The 7,970-nt window shown below is 27.7% G+C and carries 2 protein-coding genes; both read left to right on the top strand.

Annotated features, from left to right (window positions below):
* Nucleotides 1–44 precede the first annotated feature (44 nt).
* Nucleotides 45–2,747: a COG1470 family protein gene (locus ACRCZX_RS09420; protein WP_438582668.1), complete on the top strand. Its 2,703-nt coding sequence runs from the start codon at nucleotides 45–47 to the stop codon at nucleotides 2,745–2,747.
* A 53-nt stretch (nucleotides 2,748–2,800) separates the two neighbouring features.
* A complete protein-coding gene (locus ACRCZX_RS09425) occupies nucleotides 2,801–7,768 on the top strand; it encodes a hypothetical protein (protein ID WP_438582669.1) in 4,968 nt (1,655 codons plus the stop codon).
* Nucleotides 7,769–7,970 lie beyond the last annotated feature (202 nt).

Below are 7,970 nucleotides of genomic sequence, written 5' to 3' on the forward strand. Positions count from 1 at the left end.
ATCAGTTGATTAATCAAATAAAAAATTAAAAAAGGAGAGCTAAAATGATGAAGAAATCAAGTTTAAAATTAGCATTGCTGTTGTCTTTAGCAGCTGGAGTAAATGCTTATGGAGCTTTAGGAGCAGAAGTACCTTTAGCTAATACTGATATCGGTAACCAAGCGTATGTGTCATATTTAACAGAAGCAGGAACTCAAAAGTTTTTACAATCGAATATAGTTATAACTAGGGTTAATTCTGTTTATAACTTAGCATTAACACCAAATAGAACAGCAACAATAACTAGAGGAAGCTTTGCAATCTTTAACCATACTCTTGTAAATACAGGAAATATAAAAGATAGCTATGATTTAAGACATGATTATGGTTCAAGACCAATTGAAGTTTATTTAGATAAGAATAGTAATGGTATTATTGATCCAACTGAAACAAAATTAACTCCAGATGCAAATGGAAAATATTCTATTCTTGATTTAGATCCAGGAGATAGAGTTAGTTTATTAGTTTCTATAAAAACAGAAATAACTGATCCAATTGGTGGGCTTACAGGAAATATATTTGCAAAATCAAAAGGAAATATTGATTTAGCTGAAGTTAGTGTAAGTGAAACAGTAGTATTCCAAACTGGTGGAAATGCAATTGTTTATAAGGCGTTAAGCAAAGCTAGTGGAACATCAGAAAGAAGAGAAGAAATATCTGTATTTTTAAAAATAGCAAATGATGATTTAGTAGAAACTAATATAGCAGGAAACTTTAAGTTAACAGATAAGTTAGATCCAAGATTCAAGTACGTAGCAGGAAGTGCTAAATGGAAAAACTATAATGGTATAGACACTGTATTAAGTGATGCTGACGATAGTGAAACTGATAGTCAAAATTCTCAACCAATTAAATTTAAAGTTGTAGATAACGAATTAACATTTGAATTACCACAAGGAATTCCAGGAAACAAGCAATTAAGCTCACCAAATGGTTATTTAGAGTTTAAAATAGCTGTTCCAGAAAATACACTTGTAGGAACTATTCCAAATGAAGTTAAATATGACTTTAATCCAACTGGTGGAGATCCTGTAGTTGGTAGAACATCAAACAAAGTTAATTATGAAGTATTAAAGTATGTTAGAGCTACATTCACAGGAATGCATATTCCAGTGGGGCAAGCTGGAGAAACATTAAGATTCGTAAATAAATTTGTAAATACAGCAAATTCTGCTGAAAGATACTCTTTAAAATTATCAGATGAATTCTTCCCAGCGGGAACAACTTTCAGAATGGCAATGGAAAGTTATGACGGTGAAGTATATTCAGAAAGACCTATTTTAGATACTAATGGAGATGGAAATGTAGATACTGGATTAGTTGACCCAGGAGAAGAAGGAAGTGTTAATGTAATTCTTTATGCTACACTACCTACAAATATGCCAAATCCAGGATCAGACTACAAAATTGTTAAAAATGCAACAAGTATTTTTAAACCTGATTATGCTGTAAGAGCAAATGATACTTTAGGAACAATTAAAGTATCAACAGTAGATATAACAAATGATTTCTCTGTTAATGAAAAGCCTGATAATGCACCAGGAATTGGATTAGGACCAGAAAGAAATCCAGTTACTCAAATAAGTTTAAATCCAGGAACAGTTGGAAACTTTGTATTACATGTAAATAACACAAGCCAATATATTGAAGAGCAGTATTCTTTAGAAGTAAGTACAAAATCTGATTTCTCAGATATGATTTTACCATCTGGTGTAGTTGTTAAATTTAAGCAAGGTGGAGGAGCTGAAGTAACTAAAACAGCTAAAATTGCTCCAAATCAGAGTCAAAGAATTGACGCTGAAGTAACAGTATCATCTACAGCATCAGCTGCAGTTGTACCTTTATACTTTAGAGTTACATCTTTAACTACTGGATCTAGAGATATAAAGTACGATTCACTAAACATTAATCCAATAAGAAGTGTACAAATTGTACCTAACTTAACTGGAGAAACTTATGCTGGTGGAAACATAGTTTATACACATAAGGTTAGAAACAATGGTAATGTACTAGAGGGAGATGGAAGATCAAGTTCTCTTAACTTAGCTGTAAAAGAAAGTTTAGCTCAATGGAGAACAGAAACTTTCTTAGATGTTAATAAAAATGGTATTTTTGAAACTGGTATAGATATTCCATTTGTAGATTTTGCTACAATTGGCGGATTAAAAGCTGGGGAAGAAGTAACTATATTTGCAAGAGTATTTGCACCACTAGGAGCACCATCTGGAGTAACAAATGATACAACAATAACTCCAAACTTAACTCAAGGTACATATTCAACAGTACCAACAGTTACATCAGCACTTGATAAAACACGAGTTTTAGCTGAAAAATTAATAATTGGAAAATTCCAAAAATTAACAGAAGCAGAAGTTTGGAAAACTGGAATTCAAAATGCAAATCCAGGAGACAAAATTTTCTATAAAATTGATGTTAGAAACAGTGGAACTGATGAAGCAAGAAATATCCAATTAAAAGATAATGTACCGTTCTATACAACAATTGTATATGGTGTTGAAGGAGTTGGAGTTCCAAGATGGGAAGTTAAAAACTCTTCAGGATTACAAACATCATCAGGACAAATAATTAATCCACCAGCAAATGGAACTAGAGGAGAATTAGTTGTTGATTTACCTACTCTAGAGGCAGGAAGCACATTAAGCATGTATTTCCATGTAAAAATAAACAAAGAATCAGCATCAAACTAAATTTAAAACATTAATTAACAATTAAGTCTAAAAAAAATTGGAGGGGATATTATATGAAGAGATTAAGTCTAATTATAATATCTGCCTTCTTTTTTTATATAAATATTTTTTCAATCTCAGAAAGTGAAGCTTCAGTAATTAATATTGCTAGATTTTCATTATTTAATAAATCAGAAATATTTAGTAACAGTGTAATTACTATTGTAAAATATAAAGAAATGGATTTTGGTCCACATCTTGATAATGAAGAAGTTCAAGAATTGACTAATGAAAACACAGTAATATTAAAAACAATATTAACAATGAAAAATACTGGAGATAGAAACTTTTATTTTCAGAATAAATATTCAAATGGAATTTATGCTGAAAAAGTTAAATTTATAGTTTTAGATTTAACTACAGGAGAAATAGTTGAGCTAGAAAATAATTCTAATAATAATTTTGAAAGTTTAAGTATGCTTTTTAAAAATAATCGAAGTTATTCTATAAATATGGTTTTGAGTAGTTTAAAAAATACAATGAATGTAGAAAGTGCATTGTTCTGTTTGGATTTAGTATCTAAAGAGAATAATACAGTTTTAGGGCGTGTTGAAAACACTTTGAATATAAATAACTATTTAAAATTTGGAGAGCACGAAGAAAATGAAAATGAGCAAGAGTTTGATTCTTCAAAAGAATTAAAAATTTTAGGGAATTTGGATATGAATAATATTTTAGATGAAGAAATTAATTTTTCAATATTATTAAAAAATAAAGTTAAATTTTCAGACGTAATTTTAAAAGTTGATGGTAAAGAAGTAAAACTTCAATATGATAATTTGTCAGAGAAATATTTAAGTCAAAATTTAGTATTAAAAGGCGTTAAAAAAATCGAAGTTATTATAAAAAATCCAGAATATATTGGTGATATTGAAAAAAGTGAAATAATTTTAGAGGTAAATTATAACAATAACAAATATGGTGAAATAGTTAATAAGGTAAAATATAAACAGGATAAAAAGATTTTGATTGAAAAAATATCTAAGTCAGAAAGTGCTAGTATAGGAGATTTAGTAAAATATGAAGTAGTTATAAAAAATAGTATAGATGAAAAATTTGAAACTATTGTTTTTACAGATTTTTTACCAAAAGGAATGACTCTATTAGAAGAAAGTGTAAAAGTATCAGATGCTTTTTTATTAAAAGATATTTCAAATGAAAAAGGAAATAGAATTGATATAAAATTAAAAACAAATGAAAAATATAGAAGTGTTGAAGCAGAAAAGATAACATATTTAGCAAGAGTTAATGTTAATGCAAAAGAAGGTAAAAATATAAATACAGTAACTGCAATAGGAAAAAATATACTAGGTCAAACATTTGGTTCTAATGTAGCAATAGCAGAAGTAAAAGTTGACAAAGATAATTTTTATGACAAAGGAATTATATTTGGAAGAGTATACTTAGATTTAAATGATGATGGTCTTTATAATATAGATGAAGATATTCCTGTTTCAGGAATAAAAATTTTCTTGGAAAATGGAGATTTTTCAATAACTGATCGTTATGGAAAATATAGTATCTATGGAGCTGATGCAACTACACATATTGCAAAAATATATAAAAATAGTTTAGTACTCGGATTAAAAGCTAAAAAAATATCAAATTTACAGAGTGAAAATGGAGAATCTAGATTTGTAGATTTGAAAAAAGCTCAACTAGATAGAAGTGATTTTGCTCTGGTTTTAGACGGAAGCCGAGATTTAGAATTTGTAAAAAAAATAATATACAAAAGATTTGAAGCTCTAGATATAGATAATTATGAATTAGATAAAGTGATTGAAGGTAAATTTTTAGAAGCTAAAAAAAGTAGTAATAAAAAAGAACTTTCAGGTGAAAAAGGTATTATAGATAGTGGAAAAGAATTGGATATAGAAGGAATAAGAAGTAGTGTTTTATATGAAAATATAGAGGTTCAAAATTTGTTAGAAGAAAAGAAAAAAAGCTTAATAGAAGAATGGAATCTGATTCCTGACTATAAGCTAGAGGGTGCTTTAAGTACTATGGATAACAATCTTGAAATAATAAATGTAAAAGATGGTGCTTTAGTTCCAGAGTATATGAGTTTTCAATTAAAAGGACCAGGAAATGGTACGTTAAAACTATTTATGAATGATACTGAAGTATCACCTAGAAATGTAAGTTTAACAGCTAAAGTAGCAGAAACAAATATATTTTTTTTAGAATATGGTTCTGTAAAATTAGATATTGGAAAAACAAAATTAAGAATCTCTTATCATGATATGTTTGGAGTTGAAAGAGATCGTAAAGAAATAGAAGTCTTTGTTAAAGGTGGATATGAAAAAGTAAAAGTTGAAGTAGTTGATAGTATTGAAACAAATGGACTGAAAAAAATAATAGTAAGAGGTTTAGATGCTTATGATTATTCAATAGATCAAACTTTAACTGTAGATATAGAAGCAAATAAAGGTAAATTTATTACAAAAGATGGGATAACAGAAAGTAGAGTTACTTTTATAACAAACTTAGACGGTTATGGAGAAGTTGGATATAAACCAAATCCAGGTAAAAATCGAGTAGAATTTAAAATTAATGCAGAAGGAAAATCAGAAAAAATAATTTTAGATATAGAGGGTCCTAAAACTGATTTTTTTTTAAATGGTATAATAGAAGGTAGATATAATTTTAATAAAGGTAAAGATATCAATTTCTTTTTTGAAAAAGAGATAAATTCTTATAATAATTCAATTTTTTATAGAGGGTCTGTATATGGAGAAGGAGAAGTTGGAAATTTAGGATATTTAACAATGACTTATGATACAAACAAAGATGTTGAAGATAAATTTTTTTCTTATAAAGAATCAGAGGATTATTATCCAATATATGGAGATAATTCAACAAAAGGTTATGTTGGTAAATCTACAGAAAAATTATATTTAAAATTTGAAAAAGATCGTTCATACTTATTATATGGAGATTATAAAACTGGAGAGTTACTAAATCAACAATTACGACTTGGAAAATACAATCGTACACTAACAGGTGGTGTTGTAAAATATGAAGATGAGAATATTGAAGTAACAACTTTTGTTGCTCAAACTTCAAATGTAAAATATGTAGAAGAGTTTAGAGGTGAAGGAGTTTCTGGACCTTATAAACTCGGGCGTAGAGACATAGTTCCTGGAAGTGAAAAGGTAACGTTATTAGTAAAAGATAGAACAACTAATATGATTCTAGAAGAAAAGGGTTTGATATTAGGAACAGACTATACTTTAGAGTATGATTTTGGAAGATTATATTTTTCAGAACCAATTCCTACTCTTGATTTAGAATTTAATCCTATTAGCATAAAAGTTAATTATGAAGTTGAAACTGAAGATGGAGAAAAAAAAATAATCTATGGATCAACAGCAAGCTATAAAATAAATGAAAATATGATTGTTGGAAGTTCTTATTTTAAAGATACAAGAGAAACAGATGATGAAGAGATTTTAAATTTTCATGCTTTGTATGAAAAAGATGAATTTTTAATTATAGCTGAGCATTCAATTACAACAGATGAACTTTTAGAATCAGGAGATGCTTCTTCAATTTATATAGGCTATGAAAAAGATAATTTAAAAGGTAATTTGATTTATGAAAAATCTAGTATGGGATATAATAATGAAGATTCAACTTTATCAGAAGGAATAAATAGAGGTAAACTTGAAATTGAATATTCTTTTGAAGAAAAAGGTAAGCTTAAGTTTGATACTACGATATCAGAAACCAATATAGAATCAGAGACATTTGAAAAAAAAATAGATACATATCTAGGATATGAAAGTGAATGGATAAAAAGTGTAAAATATGAAGTTGGAGTTAGGCAATATATAAAAAAGAATGTTCAGGAACTTATTACTAAATATAGTGTTGGAAGTAAAATAACTTGGCAAGGTTTAGAAGAAAATAAATTAAAAATTTTTTTAGAAGCAGAGGTAGGATTAATAGATAAAACAGAAAGAAGATTCGCTTTAGGAGCTGATTATAGAGTATTTGGAAACACTTCTATTTATATGAGACATGAGCTATTAGCCAATCTAGGAGATTTTTATTATTTAGATGGGGAAGATGATACTAATAGAACTGTTTTAGGAGTTAAAACAAATTATTTAGAAACAGAAATTTTTTCTGAGTATAGAGAAAAAAATGACAATGAATCAGTTTTACCAGAGATGGGTTATGGAGTTAGAAAGAAAATTACAGTCACAGAAAATTTAGAACTATTTGGAAGTTTTGAAAGAATAGAAGCTTTAAATAGTGAAGAAACAACAGAAACAAATATAACTTTAGGTTATGATTACGAAAGTTTGAAAATAGGAAGATTTAGAGGTGAATTTGAAGTTGAAATTGAAGATGAATATTCTTTTTTAAATAAATTAAGTTATGGAAAAAAAATAAATGAAAGTGCTTATTTTATTGCTAAAAATAGATATTATACTGAAGGTAATGAAGAGGAGAATAGATTCTTAGTTGGATTTGCTTATAGAGATGCGAGTGATAACTCTTATCATTCACTTAATAAATATGAGATGAACTATTCTAAAAATATAATTGAAAGTGATTACACAAAATTAACTCATATTTTTAGAAGTGCTCATAACTTTCAAAGCGATTTAGAATTAGAAAAAACCTTAACTTTAGGAATCAAAAATAGTAATATAACTTATGAAGGTATTAAGAGCAACTACATGAGCTATTTAATCACAGGCAATTTAAGTTATGATATTTTTGATAATTGGACAACTGGAATTAATGCCTCGGCTTTATTTGATAATGAAAGTAATTTAGATTATGGATTAGGCTTAGAAGTTGGTTATGTTTTCAAAAATAATTTATGGCTTTCGGTTGGATATAATTTTGTTGGTTTTAGAGATAAAGATTTTGACCCAACAGGAGAGCTTGATAAAGGATTGTTTTTAAGATTTAGAATGAATATTGGAGATATGTTTGACAGAGTAAAAGAAAGTAGGAATAAGTAATTATTTCTACTTTCTTTTATTATATAAGGAAACTATAGAAAAAATTTTGGTAAAAAATATTAAAATAATGTGAAAACTCAAAGTTGTGAATACCACAGTGCGACACGTTTCGTAATTAAAAGTTACGACATGTTAAAAGTAGCTTAGGAATAAGTGAATTAACAGAGAACTGTATTTTCGAGAAGTAGAATGAAGGAGTAAC

The organism is Cetobacterium sp., assembly GCF_051658645.1.
Taxonomy (GTDB): Bacteria; Fusobacteriota; Fusobacteriia; order Fusobacteriales; family Fusobacteriaceae; genus Cetobacterium_A.

Coding starts and splice junctions, on each gene's coding strand:
- ACRCZX_RS09425 (WP_438582669.1), top strand. CDS start 2,801: ATGAAGAGATTAAGTCTAATTATAATATCTGCCTTCTTTTTTTATATA.
- ACRCZX_RS09420 (WP_438582668.1), top strand. CDS start 45: ATGATGAAGAAATCAAGTTTAAAATTAGCATTGCTGTTGTCTTTAGCA.